This window comes from Phenylobacterium sp. (genome assembly GCF_046291545.1).
Lineage (GTDB): Bacteria > Pseudomonadota > Alphaproteobacteria > Caulobacterales > Caulobacteraceae > Phenylobacterium.
The window spans coordinates 44,517-63,042 of the sequence record NZ_JBKBSM010000010.1; the positions used below are offsets into that span (position 1 = coordinate 44,517).

Annotated in this window: 17 protein-coding genes; 9 read left to right on the forward strand and 8 right to left on the reverse strand. The window is 71.0% G+C overall.

Annotation, left to right across the window (positions count from 1 at the left end):
- Positions 1-40: 40 nt before the first annotated feature.
- From ACK4YQ_RS16510 to ubiA, 3 genes are all read right to left on the reverse strand, one after another.
- On the reverse strand, positions 41-697 hold the full coding sequence (locus tag ACK4YQ_RS16510; RefSeq protein WP_409612775.1) for a class I SAM-dependent methyltransferase: 657 nt from the start codon (positions 695-697) through the stop codon (positions 41-43).
- Between the two features lie 37 nt (positions 698-734).
- Positions 735-1,697, reverse strand: coding sequence for a fatty acid desaturase family protein (locus ACK4YQ_RS16515; protein WP_409612776.1), 963 nt, complete (start codon positions 1,695-1,697; stop codon positions 735-737).
- A gap of 70 nt (positions 1,698-1,767) precedes the next feature.
- Complete coding sequence (ubiA, locus tag ACK4YQ_RS16520) at positions 1,768-2,709, reverse strand: 4-hydroxybenzoate octaprenyltransferase (protein ID WP_409612777.1); 942 nt, start codon at positions 2,707-2,709, stop codon at positions 1,768-1,770.
- A gap of 400 nt (positions 2,710-3,109) precedes the next feature.
- Between ubiA and ACK4YQ_RS16525 the strand changes: the two genes are divergently transcribed.
- Both ACK4YQ_RS16525 and ACK4YQ_RS16530 read left to right on the forward strand, forming a co-directional pair.
- Complete coding sequence (locus ACK4YQ_RS16525; RefSeq protein ID WP_409612779.1) at positions 3,110-3,373, forward strand: hypothetical protein; 264 nt, start codon at positions 3,110-3,112, stop codon at positions 3,371-3,373.
- A 97-nt stretch (positions 3,374-3,470) separates the two neighbouring features.
- Positions 3,471-5,258: an ABC transporter ATP-binding protein gene (locus ACK4YQ_RS16530; protein ID WP_409612781.1), complete on the forward strand. Its 1,788-nt coding sequence runs from the start codon at positions 3,471-3,473 to the stop codon at positions 5,256-5,258.
- Positions 5,259-5,285: 27 nt separating this feature from the next.
- On the opposite strand, the gene ACK4YQ_RS16535 is transcribed toward ACK4YQ_RS16530, so the two are convergent.
- From ACK4YQ_RS16535 to ppk2, 3 genes are all read right to left on the reverse strand, one after another.
- A complete protein-coding gene (locus ACK4YQ_RS16535; RefSeq protein WP_409612782.1) occupies positions 5,286-5,543 on the reverse strand; it encodes a hypothetical protein in 258 nt (85 codons plus the stop codon).
- Positions 5,544-5,629: 86 nt separating this feature from the next.
- Positions 5,630-6,844, reverse strand: a complete 1,215-nt coding sequence (locus ACK4YQ_RS16540; protein ID WP_409612784.1) for a winged helix-turn-helix domain-containing protein — start codon at positions 6,842-6,844, stop codon at positions 5,630-5,632.
- 4 nt (positions 6,845-6,848) lie between these two features.
- Complete coding sequence (ppk2, locus tag ACK4YQ_RS16545) at positions 6,849-7,607, reverse strand: polyphosphate kinase 2 (protein ID WP_409612785.1); 759 nt, start codon at positions 7,605-7,607, stop codon at positions 6,849-6,851.
- A 48-nt stretch (positions 7,608-7,655) separates the two neighbouring features.
- On the opposite strand from ppk2, the gene ACK4YQ_RS16550 reads away from it, so the two are divergent.
- From ACK4YQ_RS16550 to ACK4YQ_RS16560, 3 genes are all read left to right on the forward strand, one after another.
- Positions 7,656-8,378, forward strand: coding sequence for a 16S rRNA (uracil(1498)-N(3))-methyltransferase (locus ACK4YQ_RS16550; RefSeq protein WP_409612787.1), 723 nt, complete (start codon positions 7,656-7,658; stop codon positions 8,376-8,378).
- A gap of 178 nt (positions 8,379-8,556) precedes the next feature.
- Positions 8,557-9,927, forward strand: coding sequence for a glutamate--cysteine ligase (locus ACK4YQ_RS16555; RefSeq protein WP_409612789.1), 1,371 nt, complete (start codon positions 8,557-8,559; stop codon positions 9,925-9,927).
- A 26-nt stretch (positions 9,928-9,953) separates the two neighbouring features.
- Positions 9,954-10,448, forward strand: coding sequence for a hypothetical protein (locus tag ACK4YQ_RS16560; protein WP_409612791.1), 495 nt, complete (start codon positions 9,954-9,956; stop codon positions 10,446-10,448).
- On the opposite strand, the gene ACK4YQ_RS16565 is transcribed toward ACK4YQ_RS16560, so the two are convergent.
- Positions 10,445-11,242, reverse strand: coding sequence for an alpha/beta fold hydrolase (locus ACK4YQ_RS16565; RefSeq protein ID WP_409612793.1), 798 nt, complete (start codon positions 11,240-11,242; stop codon positions 10,445-10,447). The two genes, ACK4YQ_RS16560 and ACK4YQ_RS16565, sit on opposite strands and share 4 nt — an antisense overlap.
- Before the next feature lie 93 nt (positions 11,243-11,335).
- Between ACK4YQ_RS16565 and ACK4YQ_RS16570 the strand changes: the two genes are divergently transcribed.
- Together ACK4YQ_RS16570 and ACK4YQ_RS16575 are read left to right on the forward strand one after the other, a co-directional pair.
- Entirely contained in the window at positions 11,336-12,175 is an 840-nt protein-coding gene (locus tag ACK4YQ_RS16570) for a carbon-nitrogen hydrolase family protein (RefSeq protein ID WP_409612841.1), read from the forward strand.
- A gap of 122 nt (positions 12,176-12,297) precedes the next feature.
- Positions 12,298-13,566: a cytochrome P450 gene (locus ACK4YQ_RS16575; RefSeq protein WP_409612794.1), complete on the forward strand. Its 1,269-nt coding sequence runs from the start codon at positions 12,298-12,300 to the stop codon at positions 13,564-13,566.
- Between the two features lie 148 nt (positions 13,567-13,714).
- Here the strand turns inward: ACK4YQ_RS16575 and ACK4YQ_RS16580 are convergent, their stop codons facing one another.
- Complete coding sequence (locus ACK4YQ_RS16580; protein WP_409612796.1) at positions 13,715-14,203, reverse strand: DUF427 domain-containing protein; 489 nt, start codon at positions 14,201-14,203, stop codon at positions 13,715-13,717.
- Between the two features lie 198 nt (positions 14,204-14,401).
- Here ACK4YQ_RS16580 and ACK4YQ_RS16585 point away from each other — a divergent pair, with 198 nt between their 5' ends.
- The gene (locus tag ACK4YQ_RS16585; protein ID WP_409612798.1) at positions 14,402-16,351 is read left to right on the forward strand and encodes a peptide MFS transporter; all 1,950 of its coding nucleotides are present in this window, start codon (positions 14,402-14,404) and stop codon (positions 16,349-16,351) included.
- Between the two features lie 122 nt (positions 16,352-16,473).
- The gene (locus tag ACK4YQ_RS16590; protein WP_409612800.1) at positions 16,474-18,408 is read left to right on the forward strand and encodes an alkyl/aryl-sulfatase; all 1,935 of its coding nucleotides are present in this window, start codon (positions 16,474-16,476) and stop codon (positions 18,406-18,408) included.
- Positions 18,409-18,526: the final 118 nt, after the last annotated feature.

An 18,526-nucleotide genomic window follows, 5' to 3' on the forward strand; every position in this document is an offset into this window, starting at 1 on the left:
CTCCGTTGTGTTCGTTGTTTGTTCTTATAGCAAAGGGCCCTCATAGAGTCCAGACGGCGGTCTTCTTGACCTCCATGTCCTCTAGCTCGCGGGTGGTGGGGACCTGGTATTCGGCCAGGCGCGTGAGGCCCTCGCGGGGGAAGTAGCTGCGGCCCGGATCGCCGATCAGCACCCGGGCGCCGCGGTCCCTGGCGGCCGCGAGCCAGGCCATGACCCGCTCGGCGAGGGGCTTTTCGTAGCAGATGTCGCCGGCCAGGAAGACGTCGGCGTCCGGCGGCGGGGCGTCCAGGAGGTCCTGGTCGGTGAAGTCGGCGACGACGCCGTTGGCCTCGCCGTTCAGGGCCATGGCCGCGGCGCAGAAGGGATCGATGTCGGCGGCCAGCACGTGGGCCGCCCCGGCCTTGAGGGCGGCGATGGCGACGATGCCGGAGCCGGAGGCGAAGTCGACCACCCGCTTGCCGGCGACCTCGGCGGGGTGGTCCAGGACGTAGCGGGCCAGGGCCTGGCCGCCGGCCCAGGCGAAGGCCCAGAACGGCGGCGGCACGCCGATCTCCTCGAGGGCTTCCTCGGTCATGCGCCAGATCGGCGTGACCTCGTCGGCCAGGTGCAGGACGAGCTCGGGGGTGTGCGGCGGGCGCTGGAGGCGGGTGTGGCCGCGGATGAAGGCGCAGCGGCCCTCGAAGGTGGGGTCGATCACGGGAGCGGGCGGGGCGCGGGCGTCAGGCGGTCTGGCTCTAGGCGGCCGGGCGCGGGGCGGCCGGGCGGGGCGCGGCGGGCCTGGAGGCGGCCATCTTGAGCACCTGCAGATAGCCCGGCGCGGTGAGCATCCGCTCGGTCACGCCCTTGGCCCGCAGGAGGCGGTTGGCGCGCGGCAGGCTGTAGCAGGGCAGGTGCATGAACATGTGATGTTCGCAGTGGTAGTTCACGTAGTAGGGCGCGATGAACGCCCGCTCCAGCAGGCCGGCGTAGGTGGTGCGGGCGTGGCGCAGGGGGTCGGGCTCGTCGCGGGCGACGCAGGCGTGCTCGGCGATGTTGCGCAGGCGCGTGACCATCTGGAACCAGGTGGCCTGGGGCAGCAGCCAGAAGACGAACCAGGCCCACCACAGGCCGAAGGGGGCGGTGAGGGCGATGGTCGCCGCCGCCCAGGCGAGCATGCGGCGCTTGCGGCGGATCTCCTCGCCGATGATGGGCAGCAGCGGCTGGCCCGGCTTGCGGGCGCGCAGGCGGGCCATGAAGTCGCCGAAGCGCAGCTTGAACCAGGTGCGGCCGGTCAGGTCGCGGGCGATCTTGCGGCGCAGGGACAGGGCCGTGATCGGGAAGGGCGCGGAAAGCACCAGGTCCGGGTCCTCGGCCTGCTGGGCGAACTTGTGATGCTGCAGGTGGTAGTTGCGGTAGCGCACGAGGCCGCCGCCGGTGAGGTGCTCGCCCACCCAGTCGTTGACCTTCATGTTCGGGTGCAGGGCGCCGTGGGCCGCGTCATGCATCAGGATCGCCAGGCCGAGCTGGCGCGCGCCGATGATCATCACCATCAAGGGGATGGTGAGCGGCCAGACCACGCCGACCGCGGCGGCGGCGAAGATGACCGCCCAGGCGTGGGCGACCAGGGCCAGCCCCTTCCACGACGAGCGGACGGTCAGGGGCGTCCATTCCTCGGGGGTGAAGTAGCTCTTGGGATCGACGCGGGCGGCTGCGGACATAGGCGCATTATCTCACGGAACCCGCCCGGACGACAGGATGACGTCGCGTCATGGTGGCGCGGGCGCGCCCTCACCCGCCCGCGGCGAAGCCGAGCGCCGGCCGCCAGGCGCCGGCGGCCAGGGCGGCGAACAGCAACAGGCCCGCAAGGGCGTTGGACTTGAACAGCGCCAGGGCGGCGGGACCGTCGCGCACGTCCAGCCGCTGGGCCTGGCGCGACAGGTGCAGGCCGAAGAGGGCCGCCGGCGGCCAGAACAGCGGCCCCAGGCCGGCGAACCAGGCGACGGCGAGCGCCAGCACGAAGCTCAGGACGTAGAAGCCGAAGACGCCCTTGGGCGCGGCCTCGCCCAGGCGGCGGGCGGAGGACTTGACCCCGGCCAGGGCGTCGTCCTCCAGGTCCTGGACGGCGTAGATGGTGTCGTAGCCCAGGGTCCAGAATATGCCGGAGGCGTAGAGGATCAGGGCCGGCGCCTGAAGGCCGCCGGAGGCCGCGGCGAAGCCCAGGAGGGCGCCCCAGTTGAAGGTGAGGCCGAGCCAGGCCTGGGGCCACCAGGTGATTCGCTTCATGAACGGATAGGCCGCCACCAGCGCCAGGGAGCCGACCCCCAGGGCGATCGCCAGGGGCGGCAGGGCGAGCAGGACGCCCAGGGAGGCGAGGCAGCACAGGCCGACGAAGGCCCAAGCCTGGCGCACGCTGATCTGGCCCGCCGGGATCGGCCGGCCGGCGGTGCGGGCGACCTTGGCGTCGATGTCCCGGTCGACGATGTCGTTGTAGGCGCAGCCCGCCGCCCGCATCAGGGCCGCGCCGACGAAGAAGGCGGCCATCAGGGCGGGGTCGGGCAGGCGGCCCTGCATGGCGCAGGCCAGGGCGATCCCCTGCCAGCCGGGGAGCATCAGCAGCCAGACGCCGACCGGCCGGTCGAAGCGGCCGAGCTTCAGCCAGGGGCGCAGCGGGGCCGGCGCGTGGCGGTCGACCCAGTTGGCGGGAGCGGCGTCGGGCAGGGGCGCGGTCATGGCCGGCGTTTAGCAGATCGTGGCATTGGCGCCGCAGTCGAAAATTTCGAGTAACGAAGTGATCCGGCTCGGTTGACGGGGGCGGGAGAGCCCCCTAAGCGTCACAACCCTACGGCGACCAGCAACAGGAGGGCGCGACCAGATGACTGCCATCGCTTCGTACGCCCGCCGCTACGCCGCCAATGCCGGAATGTGGTTCGCAGACGGCCGCCATAAGCGGCTTCTCCCGCACACCAGCTGAGCTGATCCTCTCCCAGAGGATCCGGCCCTAGCGGCCCCGCCGACGCTCCGCCCGGAGCGCGACTTCCCACCCCCCGCCGCTTTCGAGCGGACCCAAGGCCAGCCCGAAGTCCCCCCTCCCGCGGGGCGTTTTCGGTCCGGCCCAGATCGGACGCTTCCGATGTTCCATCCCATCGACGACGCCCGCCGCGTGCGCGACGACGCCGACCGAATGCAGGCCTTCTGCCGCGCCGGCGCGGGCGACCCCAACCATGCCGCGGCGATGCTGGGGCTGCTCCTGGCCGAGAAGCTCCTGGGCCTGCGCCCGCCCTGGCGGCGGGAGCGGGTCCGGCGCGTCCCGGCCCAGCTCGTCCTGTCGCTGTCGCGGCGGCCGGCGGGCCGGCGGGCGTTCAACCCGCGCACCCTGGGGGCGGCCAATGACTGAGCCAGCGCCCCCCGGCGCGGCGCAGCAGGCCGCCGCGCCCCTCTCACCCCATGCGCGCCCTCCGGGCGCAGTCCCCCATCCGCCCCGCGAGGCCGCCATGACCGAACACTACGAGGACGAAGACGACGTCCGGCAACGAACGCTCTCCAACCGCCAGGTGCTGGGCTTCGTGGCCGGCTACTGGATGCGCAAGAAGCCGCTGTTCTTCACCGCCATCGGCCTGATCCTGGTGGCCATCTGCTTCGACCTGGCGATGCCCTGGGCGTCGGGCTACCTGGTCGACGCGGTGGTCGCCGGACCGGGCGACAGCGACCGGGCCTGGCGCGCCTGGGCGATCTTCGTCGGCGTCTACCTGGGCTATTCGCTGATCCGCAACGCGGCCTTCCGCTTCTGGAACCCGCTGGCGGCGTCCAACATGAAGGAGATGACCGACGAGGGCTTCCAGCGGGTCCAGTCGTTCTCGGCCGACTGGCACGCCGACACCTTCGCGGGGGCGACGGTGCGCCGGCTGTCTCGGGCGATGTGGGGCTATGACGCCATCTCCGACGCCGTGGTCCTGTGGCTCGGCCCGGCGATCCTGGTGCTGGTCGGGCTGTCGGTCTCGATGATCTTCCGCTGGCCGGTGGTGGGGTTCTTCTCCCTGGCGGTGGTGGTGTTCTACATCGCCTCCAACCTGTTCCTGTCGGCGCACTACGTGCGGCCCTCGAACCTGCGTTCGGTGGGGCTGGACTCGCGCATCGGCGGGGCGCTGGCCGACTCCATCGGCTCCAACGCCACGGTCAAGGCGTTCGGCGCGGAAAGCCGGGAGGCGGACCGGATCGCCGGCGTGACGGAGGCCTGGCGCCGGGCGATCGTCGTCACCTGGAACCGCTTCCTGGACGTGTGGCTGATCCAGAACATGATCCTGGTGGTGCTGCAGGCGGGGCTGTCGGGCCTTTTGGTCTGGCTGTGGAGCCGGGGCCGGGCGAGCGCCGGGGACGTCGCCTTCGGCGTGACCTCGTTCATGCTGATGAGCGGCTACCTGCGCAATATCGGCGAGAACATCCGCATGATGCAGAAGGGCCTGGACGACGTGGAGGACGTTGCGCGCTTTGCGACCATGGCCCCGCAGGTGGCCGATGCGCCGGCCGCGGGCCCGTTCCGCGGCGACCTGGGCGAGATCGCCTTCGACCGGGTGACGTTCCGCTACAAGTCGGCGGAGCGGCCGCTCTACGACGGCTTCACCCTGGTGATCGCGCCGGGCGAGCGGGTGGCCCTGGTCGGCCCGACGGGCGCGGGCAAGACCACCTTCGTGAAGCTGGTCCAGCGGCTCTACGACGTGCAGGGCGGGCGCATCCTGATCGACGGCCAGGACATCGCCCAGGTCAGCCAGCAGAGCCTGCGCAGCGCCATCGCGGTGGTGCCGCAGGACCCGGCGCTGTTCCACCGGACCATCGCCGAGAACATCGCTTATGGCCGGCCCGGCGCCACCCGCGAGGAGATCGCGCTCGCCGCCCGCCGGGCGCGGGCCCACGACTTCATCTCGCGCCTGCCCAAGGGCTACGACACCCTGGTCGGCGAGCGCGGCGTGAAGCTGTCGGGGGGCGAGCGCCAGCGGGTGGCCATCGCCCGGGCGTTCCTGGCGGACGCGCCGATCCTGGTGCTGGACGAGGCCACCTCCTCACTGGACGTGGAGACCGAGCGCCAGGTGCAGGCGGCGATCGAGGAGCTGATGGTCGGCCGCACGACGATCGTCATCGCCCACCGCCTGTCGACCATCCGCGGCGCCGACCGGATCCTGGTGTTCGAGGGCGGGCGCGTGGTCGAGGAAGGCCGCCACCAGGAGCTGGTCTCCCGGGGCGGGGTCTATGCGCGGCTGCACGCCGTGGCGGAGGGCGCGGCCTGACGGCCGCGCCCGAGGCGGCCGCCGCGGTCAGCGGCGGTCGCGGTCGCCCCAGCGCCAGGCCATGTCCCCCGCCGTCCGGCGCGAGGCGATCCAGATGTAGAGCCCGAGGCAAAGCGTGACGGCGCCGGCCAAGGCGAGGGGACCGAACAGGGGGCCGACGATCCCCACCGCGGCGGCGACGGCGGCCAGGAGCGCGGCGGTGAGGAGCCAGCCTTCCCAGGTGGTGGGCGTGAAGCCGTATCCGTAGGCCTTGGGGCCGAACCAGGCCTTGCGATCTGCACGCATGGGGAGATCTCCTAGCGAACCTCGCCCGGAGGTTATTCTCAGGCCGCGCCGAGGGCGAGGAAATCCGGCGCGATCCGGTGCGCCGTTCAGCGCGCCAGGGCGTCGGCCAGGGCGGGGGCGAGGTCGCCGCGGGGCAGGACGCGCACGTCCGACAGGCCGAGCCAGCCGGCCATCAGGCGGAGCTCGGCGGCGAGGCGTTCGGCCGTGTCCGGGCCGGTGTCCGGCTCGGCGTGGGCGGCCTGGACGGCGAGGACGCCGGCCTTGCGCTCGGCCTTGAGGTCGACCCGGGCGGTGATGGTCTCGCCCTCGAGGAAGGGCAGGACGTAGTAGCCGTGGGTGCGCTTGTGGGCCGGGGTGTAGATCTCCAGCCGCACCCGGACCCCGAACAGCCGCTCGGTGCGTTCGCGGAACCAGATCAGGTTGTCGAAGGGCGAGAGCAGGGCCGCAGCCCGGACCTTGCGGGGCCGCCGGGCTGCGGGATCGAGCCAGGCGCCCTGGCCCCAGCCCTGGACCGTGACGGGCTGCAGCTCGCCGGCCTCGACCAGCTCGGCGATGCGGGCGCGGGTCTCGGCCGGGGCCATGCGGAAATAGTCGCGCAGGTCGCGTTCGGTGGCGATCCCCTGGGCGCGGGCGGCCCGGCGGACCAGCTCGCGCTGGGCGTCCTCGCGGCTCGGCGTCGGCGCGGACCAGACCGCGCGGGGCAGGACGTGCTCGGGCCGGCCGTAGACCCGCTCGAAGGTTCCGCGGCGGGTGGCGGTGGTCAGCTCGCCGCACCAGAACAGGCATTCCAGGGCGCGCTTGGCCTCGCTCCAGCCCCACCAGCCGCCCCGGCCCTTGGCGCCCAGCTCCAGCTCGGAGGCGGACAGGGGACCGCGGCGGTCGATCTCGGCCAGGGCCCGGTCGATGAACGGGCGATGCTCGCGCAGGAACCGGGCCACCCCCTTCCAGACGCCGACGCCCTCGGCGGCGTCGGCCATGCGCCAGCGCATCAGGGGCTGGGCGTCGAAGGGCGCGAGGGACGCCTCGTGCATCCAGTATTCGAAGAGGCCCGGCCGGCGGCCCCAGGCGAGCTCCTCCAGGAGCTCGCGCGGATAGGCGCCCAGCCGCGAGAACAGCGGCAGGTAATGGGTGCGCGAGACGACGTTCACCGAATCGATCTGCACGACGGCGAGCCGTTCGATCCCCTTCATGAGCTGGCGGCGGCCGACCTCGCCCGACGGGCGCGCGGCGGCGAAGCCCTGGGCGGCGAGCGCGATACGCCGCGCCTCGCGGGCCGAAAGGGTGTCCGGCGCCGGGCTCAAGCCGTCAGCGCTCCAGCCGTCCGTCGGCCAGGGCGCCGATGTCGAAGGGGAACAGCACCTTGGGGTCGGGCCTGTCGACGTCGGCGGCGACGTCCTCCGGGGCCAGGACATGGACGAGGTGGCGCACCACCGCCAGGCGGGCGGCGCGCTTGTCGTCGGAACGGACGCAGACCCAGGGGGCCGAGGCCGTGTCGGTGCGCCGGAGCATCTCGTCCCGGGCCTCGGTGTAGGCGTCCCAGCGTTCCTGGGCGGCGGCGTCCAGGGGACTGGACTTCAGCACCTTGAGCGGATCGGTCCGCCGCTCGGCCAGGCGCCTGGCCTGCTCGGCCTTGGAGACGTCGAGCCAGAGCTTGACCAGGGTGAGGCCCGAGGAGACCAGCATGGCCTCGACGTTGGGCACCTCGCGCAGGAAGTGCTCCTGCTCCTCGGGGGTGGAAAAGCCCATCACCCGCTCGACGCCGGCCCGGTTGTACCAGGAGCGGTTGAAGATCACGGTCTCGCCGCCGGCCGGCAGGTGGCCGACGTAGCGCTGGAAGTACCACTGGCTGCGGTCGCGGTCGGAGGGCTTGGGCAGGGCGACGACGCGGGTGTTGCGCACGCTCATGTGCTCGGTGACCCGCTTGATCGTGCCGTCCTTGCCGGCGGCGTCGCGCCCCTCGAAGATGACCAGCACCTTCTGGCCGGACTTCATGCAGTGCTGCTGCCAGCGGACCAGGCCGAGCTGGGCGGCCTCGAGGGCGTCTTCGTCGTCGTGTTTGCTCATGGCGCGAGCCTAGCCGCATAGCGATGCGGGCGGCTAGAAGGTGTCAGCATGATCCGCCTTCACGTCGCCCACGACCTTTCCGCCGGGACCGAGCTTCTCCTAAACGCCGACCAGAGCCGCTATCTGGCGGCGGTGATGCGCCGCGCCGTCGGCGACCAGATCCTGGTGTTCAACGGCCGCGACGGCGAATGGCGCGCGACCCTGACCGAAGCGGGCAAGCGCGGCGCGCGCCTGCGGATCGAGGCGATCGAGCGGACGCAGGCGATCGGCCCCGACCTCGAGCTGGTGGTGGCGCTGGTCAAGCGGGCGCGGCTGGAGACCATCGTCGAGAAGGCCGCCGAGCTCGGCGCGCGGCGGGTGCGCCCGGTGATCACCGAGCGGACCAACGCCGACCACACCAAGGTCGCGCGGCTGCAGGCGATCGCCACCGAGGCGGCCGAGCAGACCGGCCGCCTCGACGTGCCGGAGATCCTGGAGCCGGTGAAGCTGGAGCGGCTGGTCGCGGGCTGGGAGCCGGGCCGCCGGCTGGTCTTCTGCGACGAGGCGGGGGACGCCGCGCCGCTGCTGACGGCGCTGGCCGGACAGGCGCCCGGACCCTGGGCGATCCTGATCGGCCCGGAGGGCGGCTTTTCGCCGGCCGAGCGGGCGCGGCTGCGGGCCCTGGACTACGCCGTCCCCGCCGCGCTCGGCCCGCGGATCCTGCGCGCCGACACCGCCGCCATCAGCGCCCTGACCCTGTGGCAGGCGGCCCTGGGCGACTGGCGCGGCTGACCCTGCCGCGGGGCGGGGCCGCACCCTTGAGCTTGCGGCAGATTGCTCCCACCTGTGCTGACGGCGTAAAGATCGCATCCGCACGCCGTGGGCCGTCATCAGGCCGTCGCGGGCGCGCGCCATTGGGCGGCTTCGCCTCTGGACCGGAGCGGTCCTCGGGCAGACTGGGGAGTGTGTCATGGCCGACGTCGTCTGCGCGGAGCGCCCGCTCGTGCTCGAAGACCTCGTGGAATGGCTGGCCAAGGGCGAGAAGCCGGCCAGCGAATGGCGCGTGGGCGCCGAGCATGAGAAGTTCGTCTTCCGCCTGGGCACGCATGCGGCCGTGCCGTACGAGGGCGAGGCCGGGATCAAGGCGCTGCTGGAAGGGCTGATGCGCTTCGGCTGGAGCGGCGTCTACGAGCCTTCCGACAAGGGCGAGGTGCTGATCGGCCTGGAGCGGGGCAAGGCCAATGTGAGCCTGGAGCCCGGCGGCCAGTTCGAGCTGTCCGGCGCGCCGCTGGAGACGATGCACGACATCTGCGCCGAGACCGGCGGCCACCTGCAGGAGGTCAAGGTCGTGGCCGACGAGCTGGGCCTGGGATTCCTGGGCCTGGGCTTCACCCCCAACTGGAGCCGCGCCGACGTGCCGGTGATGCCCAAGGGGCGCTACGGCATCATGCGGGCCTACATGCCCAAGGTGGGCGGCCTGGGGCTGGACATGATGTTCCGCACCTGCACGGTGCAGGCGAACCTGGACTTCGGCTCGGAAGCCGACATGGCCGCCAAGTTCCGGACGAGCCTGGCGCTGCAGCCGATCGCCACGGCGCTGTTCGCCAATTCGCCGTTCACGGAGGGAAAGCCCAACGGGTTCCTCTCGGCGCGGGCCAACGTCTGGACCGACACCGACGCCGACCGCACCGGCATGCTGGACTTCGTGTTCCAGGACGGCTTCGGCTACGAGACCTATGTGAACTACGCGCTCGACGTGCCGATGTACTTCGTCAAGCGCGACGGCCGCTACATCGACGCCTCGGGCCAGTCGTTCCGCGCCTTCATGGAGGGCAAGCTGCCGGCCCTGCCGGGCGAGCGGCCGACGATCAAGGACTGGGCCGACCACACCACCACCCTGTTCCCCGAGGTGCGGCTGAAGCAGTACCTGGAGATGCGCGGCGCCGATTCGGGGCCCTGGAGCCGACTGTGCGCCCTGCCGGCGCTGTGGACCGGGGTGCTCTACGATTCGGCCGCCTTGGCCGCCGCCTGGGACCTCTGCAAGGACTGGACGGTCGAGGACCACAACGTCCTGCGCGTCGACGTGGCGCGGGTGGGGCTGAAGGCGCAGGTGGGCGGCCGCACGGCCCAGGACGTGGCCAAGGACCTGGTGGCGATCGCCCGTGAGGGACTGAAGAACCGCAACCGCCTGAACGGCGGGATGGTCGACGAGTCCGGCTACCTGGCCGAGCTGGAGGAGATCGCCGCCAGCGGGATCACCCCGGCGGAGCGGCTGCTGGAGCTCTACAACGGCCCCTGGCAGGGGGACGTGAGCCCGGTGTTCGAGGCCTTCGCCTACTAGGCGGCGACGGCGGGCGAGGGCGCGCCATGGCGATTCCCAAGTACGCCCGGATGGAGCACGAGCGCCGCTTCCTGGTGAGCCAGGCGCCGGACCTCGCGGGCGCGCCGGCGCGGCTGATCGAGGACCTCTACATCGACGGCGGGCGGCTGCGGCTGCGGGCGGTCACGGACCTGGCCAGCGGAGAGCGGACCTTCAAGCTCTGCAAGAAGTACGGCCCGGCGGACGGCGAGGGCGAGCCGATCGCCAACCTTTACCTCACCGCGGAGGAGCACGCCGTGCTGGCCCGTCTGCCCGGCGATGCGCTGCGCAAGCGCCGCTACACGGTGGACGGCGTCAGCCTGGACGTCTTCGAGGGCCCGCTCGACGGGCTGATGATCGCCGAGGCGGAGGCCGAGAGCCACGCGGCGATCGCCGCCCGCGCGTTCCCGCCCTGGTGCGGGCGCGAGGTGACCGGCGACAGGCGCTACAGCGGAGCGACCTTGGCCTTCGGCTCGACGCTGGCCTCGCCCAAGCCAGGCTAGCCCTTCAGGAACGCCACCATCGCCGGCGCCGCCGTGCGGTCCTGGATCATGAACAGGTGGCCGCCCTCGAACCACTGGAGCTCGGCGCCAGGGATGCGCGCGGCCATCCGCTCCTGGGTCGCCGGCAGGGCGATCCCGTCGTAGCGGCCGGCGGCGACGAGCACCGGGCAGCCGATCGCCGGCAGGCGGTCCCAGGTGTCGTGGTCCTTGCGCGCCATGAGCTGGCGATGGGCGCCCTCGGCGCGGCCGGGCTCGTCGGCGAAGGGCTCGGCGGCGGAGAGCTTGACCAGTTCCTCGTACTGCGCCGGGTGGGCGGCCTGCCAGGCGGCGTCGCGGCGGGTGTCGCTGATCGGGATGAGGTGGCGGGCGCGGGCCTCGCCCTTGAGGTGCTCGATCTCGTGGAAGGGAAAGGAGGCGCCGCCCGCGCCGCCCGGCGAGGTGCAGGCCAGCACCAGGCGCCTCACCCGGGAGGGATGGCGCAGCGCCAGCTCCTGGGCGACCATGCCGCCGAAGGAGACCCCGACCACCAGGGCCTGGTCCCAGCCGAGGGCGTCCATCAGGCCGGCGGCGTCGTCGGCGTAGTCGGCCATGGCGTAGTCGAGCTCGGGCTTGCCGGACCGGCCGAGGCCGCGCTGGTCGTAGGCCAGGAGCTGGAAGTTGCGGGCGAGGCCGCCGTCGAAGACGTTGGGCTTGACCCGCAGGTCGCCGCCGGTGCCGGAGATGAACAGCAGCCGCTCCCCCTCGCCGGCCAGCTCATAGTACAGCGATAGACCGTTGACCTGCGCATACGGCATGGCGGCGTCCTCCCTGTCAGGTTACCTAGCCTGTGGGCCGTGAAGCTCAAGAGCGAAGACCAGGCCGAACCCGGAGACGCGCCCTTGAGCGACGTGCTGCGCATGGCGGTGGCCCAGTGCCTCGTCACCACCGAACCGGCCGAGAACGGCCAGCAGATCCGCGCCATGATCCGGCAGGCCCACGCCCAGGGGGCTCGGCTGGCGCACTTCCCCGAAGGCGCGGCGACGGGCTATCCGTCCGGGCCGGCCAAGTCCGCGCTGGCCGGCTGGCCGCTGGACTGGGGAGCGGTGCGCCGCGAACTGGAGACCACGGCGGCTCTGGCCGGGGAGCTCGGAATCTGGGTGGTGGTCGGCGCGGCCCATCCCCTGTCGCCGCCGCTTCGCCCGCACAACAGTCTTTATGTGATCTCCGATGAGGGCCGGCTCGTGGGCCGATACGACAAGCGCCTGCTGTCGTTCAGCGAGGTCAGCGACTGGTTCACCCCCGGATTCGACCCCCTGGTGGTGGAGGTCGACGGATTCCGCCTGGGCCTGGCCCTGTGCATCGAGATCAACTTCCCCGAACTGTTCGCCGAGTACGAACGGATGGGCGTCGATGCGGTGCTGGTCTCGTCCTTCTCCCGCGATCCCGTCTTCGGCCTGCTGGCGCAGGCCCACGCGGCGGCCAACACCTTTTGGGTCAGCTTCGCCACGCCGGCGCAGTGCAGCGCGGACTTCCCTTCCGGCGTGGCCGGGCCGCATGGCCGATGGCTGGCCCAGGCGCCGGGGCGCGGCGCGGCGGCCCTGACGAGGGTGGACCTCGATCGGCGCGCGCCGGAGCTGGAGACCGCGCTGCACAAGGCGCGGGGCTGGCGCCGGCGCAGCCGGGACGGAGAGATCTATCGGCGACTGCGGACCGCCGATCCGCGCAGTCTGGACCACACCCGCTTTTGAAGACCGGTGAAAGGTGAACGAGGCGTCACCCACTGTTCCTAGCCGCCGGATTTTGCTAAGCAGCGTTCAGATAAGCCCGCCCCAAGCGGGCGAACGACCTGAAATGCGGGAGCCCGGGAAGCATGAGCGACGGTTCGATCGACATCAATGAGGCGCGGGCGAAGGCCTACGCCACGCCGCTTAAACAGTTCAACATGATCGATCCGATCCTGTTCAAGACCGACAGCCACTGGCCCTACTTCGAGCGTCTGCGCAAGGAGGACCCGGTCCACTACTGCCCCGAGAGCGAAGAGGGGCCCTATTGGTCGGTCACCAAGTTCAACGACATCATGGCGGTGGACACCAACCACGAGGTGTTCTCGTCCGAGCCGGGCATCACGATCTTCGACCCGGAAGAGGACTTTCCTCTGCCGATGTTCATCGCGATGGACCCGCCCAAGCATGACATCCAGCGCAAGACGGTCAGCCCGATCGTCTCGCCGCACAACCTGCAGATCCTGGAGCCGCTGATCCGCGAGCGGGCCTGCAAGATCCTGGACGGCCTGCCGATCGGCGAGGAGTTCGACTGGGTCGACCGGGTGTCGATCGAGCTGACCACCCAGATGCTGGCGACCCTGTTCGACTTTCCCTGGGAGGACCGGCGCAAGCTGACCTTCTGGTCGGACGTGGCGACCTCTGGGCCGGACAGCGGCATCCTCGGCACCACCGACCCGGACGAGCACGACGAGCGCCGCAAGGCCGCCCTGTTCGAGTGCGTCGACTACTTCCTGCGCCTGTGGAACGAGCGCGCCGAGCAGCCGCCGAAGAGCGACCTGATCTCCATGCTGGCCCACGGCGAGGCCACCAAGAACATGGACCGCATGGAGTACCTGGGGAACCTGATCCTGCTGATCGTGGGGGGCAACGACACCACCCGCAACACGATCTCCGGCAGCGTCTACGCCCTGAACAAGAACCCGGACCAGTACGACAAGCTGCGGGCCAACCACAGCCTGATCCCCTCGATGGTCTCCGAGACGATCCGCTGGCAGACGCCGCTCGCCTACATGCGCCGCACGGTCAAGCGCGACGTCGAGTTCGGCGGCAAGCAGATGAAGACCGGCGACAAGGTGGTCATGTGGTACGTCTCGGGCAACCGCGACGAAGAGGTGATCGACAACCCGAACGCCTACATCATCGACCGCGAGAACCCGCGGCGGCACATGTCCTTCGGCTTCGGCATCCACCGCTGCGTGGGCAACCGCCTGGCCGAGCTGCAGCTCAAGATCATCTGGGAAGAGATCCTCAAGCGCTTCCCGACCATCGAGGTCCAGCGCGAGCCCAACCGCGTGCACTCCAGCTTCGTGAAGGGCTATCTCGACCTGCCGGTGGTGATTCCGACCCGCCTCTGACGGCGGCGCCAAGAGCTAAGGGCGGAGCGCTCCTGCGCGAGGAGCCAGCCTTTGGGGGGCGAGGGGGGCCGGCGCTTACGGTCCCCCTTTCGCCCGTCTCCCTTTCGCCCTTCTCCCCTTCGCCCGTCTCCCCTTCGCGGGGCCGGCCCTAGAGTTCCGGCGGGCGGCTGACGTTGGCGGGCCAGTGCTCGCGCTGGCTGGCGCCAGAGCCGGAATCGGTGTGCAGGACGACGTCGTCCACTGAGCCGCCTTCGAGGTGGTGCGGGTTCACCTTGGCGTCCTCGACCTCGTAGATCTTCACCTGGTCGGGATAGAAGGCGATCCGCCCGCGGATCTCCTCCATGGCCGGATAGGGCTCCTCGTAGCTCCAGGCGATGTTCTCGACGAGATCGCCGTCCATCAGCAGCGAATAGTAGCTGGCGTCGCCCTTGTAGGGGCAGTGGGTGGAGCGGTCGGTGCGGCTGAAGTACTCCATGTTCACGTCCTGGCGCGGGAAGTAGACCACCGGACGCAGGTGGGCCTCCTGCAGGATCATCGCGTCGCCGGAATCGGCGATCACGTGCTGGTCGAAGCTGACGCGCCAGCGGCCGTCAGCCGGCTTGATGGCGATCGGGTGGTCGCGGCCGGGGTTCTTCATGGGGGCGCCTCCTAATTCAAGCCTAACGCGAAGGCCGGGCCTTGGGCTCCCTCAGATGGGGCCGCGGGCGCCCGATTGCTTGTGCTGAGCCCAAACGCGTGATCTTCTCCCGCCAAATGCGCCCGGCGCGGGTCGAACAAGCCACCTGAAGGCGAACCAACGCATGGCCAGGGCCGCCCACAATCGGAAGACCGCTGAATGAATATCGTCGTCCTGCTCGGGATCGTCGTCACGCTCGTGACCGGCATCCCGGTCCTGATGCAGCTGCTCAAGAACCACCCCCGGGGGCTGATCGTCCTGTTCTTCGCCGAGATGTGGGAGCGCTTCTCCTACTACGGCATGCGCGGCATCCTGATCTTCTACCTGACGCAGCACCTCCTGTTCGACGACGCCGTCGCCTCGGCGCAGTACGGCTCCTACACCTCGCTGGTCTATCTGCTGCCGCTGATCGGCGGGATCCTGGCCGACCGCTACCTGGGCACGCGCAAGGCGGTCGCCTTCGGCGCCCTGCTGCTGGTGGCCGGGCACCTGACCATGGCCTACGAAGGCCGGCCGGCGCAGCAGAGCCTGACCTACGCGGGCCAGACCTACCAGATTGCCGCCCAGGGCCGGGCCGACGACCGGGTGGTCAAGGTGGTGGTCGACGGCCAGGCCCACGCCTTCGGCCCCGCCGAGGGCGGCGGCATGAGGATCGAGGGGCTGCCGGCCGGCGCCAGCCTGCCCTCGGTGCTGCCGGAAGGCAGCTATACGATGACCAAGGTGGTCGACCAGCGGGGGGTGAACGCCTTCTTCCTGGCGGTGTCGCTGATCATCATGGGGGTGGGCTTCCTGAAGCCGAACATCTCCACGATCGTCGGCCAGCTCTATCCGCAGGGCGATCCGCGGCGGGATTCGGGCTTCACGCTCTACTACTACGGCATCAACCTGGGGGCCTTCTGGGCCTCGGTGCTCTGCGCCTATCTCGGCCAGCACGTCGGCTGGTGGGCCGGCTTCGGCCTGGCGGGCGTGGGCATGGCGGCCGGCTTCGTCGTCTTCGTGCTGGGCAAGAGCCTGCTGCAGGGCAAGGGCGAGCCGCCGGACCCGGCGCGCCTGGCCCAGCCGGTGGTCGGGCCGATCAACCGCGAGTGGCTTATCTACATCCTGGCGCTGATCGGCGTCGGCGGCGTGTGGCTGCTGGTCCAGCACAACAGGCTGGTGGGCGTGGGCCTTCTGGCCAGCACCATCGTCTCCCTGGCCTTCATCGCCTGGTTCATGGCGACCAAGTGCGACAAGATCGAGCGCGAGCGGATGATGCTGGCGCTGATCCTGATCTTCGGCTCGGTGATCTTCTTCACCCTGTTCGAACAGGCCGGCACCTCGCTCAACCTGTTCGCCGCGCGCAACGTGGACCTCGGCCTGACCGAGCGGGCGACCACCTTCCTGGGCCTGCCGATGGGCACCGCCGCCCAGCTCACCGAGGCGGGGATGCGGCCGCTGGGCGGAGTGTTCTGGATCGACACCCAGATCGCCGCGGCCCAGACCCAGTCGTTCAACGCCGGCTTCATCCTGATCTTCGCCCCGGTGCTGGCGGCGCTGTGGGCGTGGCTGGCCACCCACAACCGCGACCCGAACCCGACGCTGAAGTTCGGCTTCGGCCTGATGCAGGTGGGCCTGGGCTTCCTGGTGGTGGTCTGGGGCGCGGGCATGGCTGGCGCGGACTACCGCGTGCCGCTGATGCTGCTGGGCCTGCTCTACCTGCTGCACACCACGGGAGAGCTGTTCCTGTCGCCGGTGGGGCTGAGCGAGATCACCAAGCTGTCGGTCGCCCAGGTGGGCTCGTTCATGATGGCGGTGTGGTTCCTGGCCTCGGCCATCGCCCAGTACGTCGGCGGCTGGATCGCCGGCCTGGCGGGGACCGAGACGGTGGGCGGCCAGGTGCTGGACCCGGCCGGGGCCCTGGCCACCTCGATCGAGGTGTTCAACATGCTCGGCTGGTGGGGCGTCGGCGTCGGCGTGGCGTTCGTGGCCCTGAGCTTCCTGGTCAAGCACTGGGCGCACGGGGTCAACGAGCCCCAGGGCGGCGCCCAGCCCGAACCGATCGCCCCGGTGCTGGACGGCGAGCGCCAGTCGGTGAGCCCGGCGGCGATCCGGGCCGACCGCGAGGCCTGATCTCTTCGCGCGGCCGTCCGGAATTGTAACCTCGGTGACAGTTCCGGCCGCGCCCGGCGCTAGGGTCCCCCGAAACGGACAAGCGCCGCCGCCCTCGCCGCCGGCGCGAGGGAGGACCGACCATGCGCGCCGTCATCGCCAGCCTCAGCCTTGCCGCCCTGGCCCTGGCCGGGCCCGCCGCCCGGGCCCAGAACCCGGCTGACGCCCTGGAAGAGGCGCGCCGGCTCGTCGCCGCCGACGACGGGCTGGAACTGGACCTGGCCACGCGCGGCTTCATCGCCACCCGCAAGGATCCGGTGATCCGCAAGGCCGACGGGAGCGTCGCCTACGACCTGTCGTCCTACGCCTTCCTGGAGGGCCCGGCCCCGGAGAGCGCCAACCCCAGCCTGTGGCGCCAGGCCAGGGTGCTGACCCGTCACGGGCTCTACAAGGTCGCGGACCGGATCTACCAGGTCCGCGGCTTCGACATCTCCACCGTCTCGTTCATCGACGCCGGCGCCGGCTGGATCGTGGTCGATCCCCTGACCACCACGGAGGTGGCGCGCGCGGCCCTGGAGCTGGCCAACGCGCAGCTCGGGGAAAAACCGGTGCTGGCGGTGATCTATTCGCACAGCCACGCCGACCACTACGGCGGCGCCGGCGGGATCGTCAGCGCCGCGGACGCCGCGTCGGGCAAGGTCAAGGTGATCGCTCCGGAAGGCTTTCTGGAGCACGCCGTCTCGGAGAACATCATCGCCGGCCCGGCGATGGTGCGGCGGGCCCGCTTCCAGTTCGGCGCGACGCTGCCGGCCGGCGCCGAGGGCGAGCTGACCTCCGGCCTGGGGCCGCGGCTGTCGGCGGGCACCTCCTCGCTGATCGCGCCCACCGTCATCGTCAAGCGCACAGGCGAGGAGATGACGATCGGCGACCTGACCCTGCAGTTCCAGGTGACGCCGGGGACGGAAGCGCCGGCGGAGATGAACTTCTACCTGCCGCAGCTTCGCGCCGTGTTCATGGCCGAGAACGCCAACCAGACCCTGCACAACCTGTTGCCGGCCCGCGGCGCCCTGGTGCGCGATTCCAAGGCCTGGGCGGACTATCTGACCGAATCGATCCGCCTCTACGGCGGCAAGAGCGACGTGATGTTCGCCGCCCACGGGGTGCCGCGGTTCGGCCAGCCGCAGATCGTGGCGTTCCTGTCCAACCACCGCGACGCCTACAAGTACCTGCACGACCAGACGGTGCGGCTGATCAACGACGGCCTGACCCCGGACGAGATCGCCGAGACCCTGGCCCTGCCGCCGGAACTGGCCCGCCAGTGGTACAACCGCGGCTACTACGGCACCGTCAGCCACAATTCCAAGGCCATCTACCAGCGCTACATCGGCTGGTACGACGCCAACCCGGCGCACCTGAACCCGCTGCCGCCCGAGCCGCTGGCCAAGAGGTACGTGGCGGCGATGGGGGGGCCGAAGGCGGCGCTGTCCAAGGCCAAGGCGGCGGTGGCGGCGGGAGACCTGCGCTGGGCCGCCACCCTGCTCGATCACCTGGTCTTCGCCGACCCGTCCAACCAGCCGGCCCGGGAGCTGCTGGCCGACGTCTACACCCGCCTGGGCTATGCGGCCGAGGCCGGCACCTGGCGCAACATCTACCTGACCGGGGCGCAGGAGCTGCGGACCGGCCCGGTGAAGCTGGCCGCCACGGGCTTCAATCCGCAGGTGCTGGCGGCGACGCCCACCGCCATGCTGCTGGACGTGGCGGCGGTGCGGGTCAACCCGGCCAAGGCGCCGCCCAGGCCCCTGCGCATCAACCTGGTGCTGAAGGACCGCGGGGAGACCCACCTCCTGCGCCTGGCCCACGGGGTGCTGGTGCACGAGGAGGGGGTGAGCGAGCCGGACGCCGACGCCACCGTGACCATGGCCCGTCCGACCCTGCTGATGACCCTGTTCGCCGGCGCGCCAGTGGACAAGCTGGTCGCCAGCGGCTCCATCGCCGTGGAGGGCGACGCCTCGGCCTATCCGGCCCTGGCGGCGATGATGGAGGCGTCGGACCCGCTGTTCCCGATCGTCACGCCGTAGGGCCGAGAGCCTGACCCGATCCGGTCTGAATCAAGCCGATCGGGATCGTCAGGCTCCGTCTCTCTGAATCAGAGTGCAGTCGTTTCGCCGAACCGGTGTCCGCTTCGGCCGATTGCGC

What these genes read in the sequence shown, in the direction of transcription:
- ubiA (WP_409612777.1), bottom strand. Translation starts at nt 2,709, where the DNA reads ATGACCGCGCCCCTGCCCGACGCCGCTCCCGCCAACTGGGTCGACCGC.
- ACK4YQ_RS16555 (WP_409612789.1), top strand. Translation starts at nt 8,557, where the DNA reads ATGGCCGACGTCGTCTGCGCGGAGCGCCCGCTCGTGCTCGAAGACCTC.
- ACK4YQ_RS16575 (WP_409612794.1), top strand. Translation starts at nt 12,298, where the DNA reads ATGAGCGACGGTTCGATCGACATCAATGAGGCGCGGGCGAAGGCCTAC.
- ACK4YQ_RS16565 (WP_409612793.1), bottom strand. Translation starts at nt 11,242, where the DNA reads ATGCCGTATGCGCAGGTCAACGGTCTATCGCTGTACTATGAGCTGGCC.
- ACK4YQ_RS16580 (WP_409612796.1), bottom strand. Translation starts at nt 14,203, where the DNA reads ATGAAGAACCCCGGCCGCGACCACCCGATCGCCATCAAGCCGGCTGAC.
- ACK4YQ_RS16560 (WP_409612791.1), top strand. Translation starts at nt 9,954, where the DNA reads ATGGCGATTCCCAAGTACGCCCGGATGGAGCACGAGCGCCGCTTCCTG.
- ACK4YQ_RS16525 (WP_409612779.1), top strand. Translation starts at nt 3,110, where the DNA reads ATGTTCCATCCCATCGACGACGCCCGCCGCGTGCGCGACGACGCCGAC.
- ACK4YQ_RS16590 (WP_409612800.1), top strand. Translation starts at nt 16,474, where the DNA reads ATGCGCGCCGTCATCGCCAGCCTCAGCCTTGCCGCCCTGGCCCTGGCC.
- ppk2 (WP_409612785.1), bottom strand. Translation starts at nt 7,607, where the DNA reads ATGAGCAAACACGACGACGAAGACGCCCTCGAGGCCGCCCAGCTCGGC.
- ACK4YQ_RS16535 (WP_409612782.1), bottom strand. Translation starts at nt 5,543, where the DNA reads ATGCGTGCAGATCGCAAGGCCTGGTTCGGCCCCAAGGCCTACGGATAC.
- ACK4YQ_RS16550 (WP_409612787.1), top strand. Translation starts at nt 7,656, where the DNA reads ATGATCCGCCTTCACGTCGCCCACGACCTTTCCGCCGGGACCGAGCTT.
- ACK4YQ_RS16515 (WP_409612776.1), bottom strand. Translation starts at nt 1,697, where the DNA reads ATGTCCGCAGCCGCCCGCGTCGATCCCAAGAGCTACTTCACCCCCGAG.
- ACK4YQ_RS16585 (WP_409612798.1), top strand. Translation starts at nt 14,402, where the DNA reads ATGAATATCGTCGTCCTGCTCGGGATCGTCGTCACGCTCGTGACCGGC.
- ACK4YQ_RS16530 (WP_409612781.1), top strand. Translation starts at nt 3,471, where the DNA reads ATGACCGAACACTACGAGGACGAAGACGACGTCCGGCAACGAACGCTC.